This window comes from Curvibacter soli (assembly GCF_029211125.1).
GTDB classification, from domain to species: Bacteria; Pseudomonadota; Gammaproteobacteria; order Burkholderiales; family Burkholderiaceae_C; genus Curvibacter_A; species Curvibacter_A soli.
This window is the reverse complement of the sequence record NZ_JARGEN010000035.1, coordinates 1-1,602: the sequence shown is the minus strand read 5'-3', so window position 1 is coordinate 1,602 and position 1,602 is coordinate 1. Positions and strand designations below refer to the sequence as shown.

General features: G+C 65.3%; 3 protein-coding genes. All 3 read right to left on the bottom strand.

What is annotated here, in order from left to right; translation table 11 throughout:
• Positions 1-15: 15 nt before the first annotated feature.
• Complete coding sequence (locus PY257_RS09215; protein WP_275741082.1) at positions 16-276, bottom strand: hypothetical protein; 261 nt, start codon at positions 274-276, stop codon at positions 16-18.
• Positions 273-428: a hypothetical protein gene (locus tag PY257_RS09210; protein ID WP_275741081.1), complete on the bottom strand. Its 156-nt coding sequence runs from the start codon at positions 426-428 to the stop codon at positions 273-275. The genes PY257_RS09215 and PY257_RS09210 overlap by 4 nt, the downstream gene beginning before the upstream one ends.
• Before the next feature lie 3 nt (positions 429-431).
• Positions 432-1,602, bottom strand: a 1,171-nt coding sequence (locus tag PY257_RS09205; protein ID WP_345799240.1) for an ExeA family protein, incomplete at its 5' end; no start/stop codon positions are given.

Below are 1,602 nucleotides of genomic sequence, written 5' to 3'. Positions count from 1 at the left end.
CCGTGGGCTTTGCGGTCACAGCGAAAACCCCCGCACGTCGATCCAGCCGGCGGCAAAGCCCAGGGCCGCAGCCAGCGCCGCAAGCGCAGCGGCGATGAGGATGGCGCGCGCCCAAGTGTCGCGGCGGCGCGCACTGTCGCCGCCCTCTATCACGCCGGGGGCGAAGAAAAATCCGTTTGCCGGCAGGCGCTCGGTGTCGTGCTGGCAAGCGCTGCATGCCGGCGTGCGGGCCTGGCATACGCCCAGGCTGTCGCAGGGGTTGCGCGGCGCGTTCATGCGAACCTCCGTATGCGCACGGCACTGACGCTGCGCGCGTCGGGAAAATCGGCAAGCGTTTGCAGAATGGCCTCCCAGGCATCGCGGAAGATGCCCGAGCAGCGGCCACGGCTGCCGTCGCCCATGGTGATGTTGATGCGGTAAATGTTCATGCTTCAGCACCCCGCGATGACCTGGGCATCGATCTTCTCGTATCCCACGGCTGCCGCAGCGTTCAGCGCGCGGCAGACCAGGTTATTGACCACCTGCGGGTAGCAGATACTCACCACTTCGCTGGTGCGGTTGCCGTGTGCGGTGTGAATCAGTCGGGCGCGGATCGCGTCCATGGCGTCGGGCTCGAACACGTCTGCCAGCTTGACGCCCAGGCGCTCGAACTTGAGCTGCAGGTAGCTTTCGACATCGTTGTCCAGCGGCTCCATCGTTATTTGCTCGCAGCGCTGCACGATCTCGCGCACCTCTGGGTTGCGCTCGCTGAGCACGTCGTACAGCTCGTTTTGCCCGATCAGACACACGCCCAGCAGGCGGCGCAGGCCGTCTTTGAGCTCCATAAAGTTTTTCAAATGCTTGAGCGTAGGCACCGGCAGGCGATGCGCTTCTTCTATGACCAGCAGGTGCGTGTAGCCCGCGCTGCGGCTGGCCTTGAGCAGCTCGTGTACTTGCTTGTAGCGCGCCTGCGGGCTGCTTTTGAGCGATACGCCGGGTGCCAGCGCGTCAACGATGGACTCCGCAATGTGCCCGCTGCGCAGCGGCCTGCCGCGCACTTCGGATGCCTCCATGCCCTGCACGTAGGGCTTGATGATGACGATCGGGCGGCGCTCCTCGCGGATGCGCTCCTCCAGGTCTTCGCGCAGCGTGCTCTTGCCAGAACCGCTTTGTCCGATGATGGCGATGAAGCCATGGTTGCACGCGGCATCGAGCATTGCAGCGCGCACGTAGCGCCCGTGCTGGCTGGCAAAGATGTCGTTGCGGCTGTTGATGTCGTCAACGAATGGACTTCGACTGAGCTTGAAATGTTTGCGCGCCAGCGGCGTCAGGGTTTCGTTTTTGAGTAGCATTGACTCTTCCTCCAGGGTTTCGTGTGTTGCAGTGGTTTCGGGGCTCTCGGGGACGGCCTCGCCGGGTTCGCAGCCCGGCGGGGCCAACTTCTTTGTGCGCGCGCGCGGAAACTGCGCGAGCACCAGCCCGCGCAGGTGCGCCATGCTGGCGCCGTGCTCTTTCAGGTAATCCACCACGCGCTGGCGCACTTCTCCCGCGCGGCGTGCGGGCCATTGCCCGTGCACCAGGCGGCAGGCGGCGGCGGCAGACAGGCCGGCAGCGCGCGCCAGG

What these genes read in the sequence shown, in the direction of transcription:
- PY257_RS09210 (WP_275741081.1), bottom strand. Translation starts at nt 428, where the DNA reads ATGAACATTTACCGCATCAACATCACCATGGGCGACGGCAGCCGTGGC.
- PY257_RS09215 (WP_275741082.1), bottom strand. Translation starts at nt 276, where the DNA reads ATGAACGCGCCGCGCAACCCCTGCGACAGCCTGGGCGTATGCCAGGCC.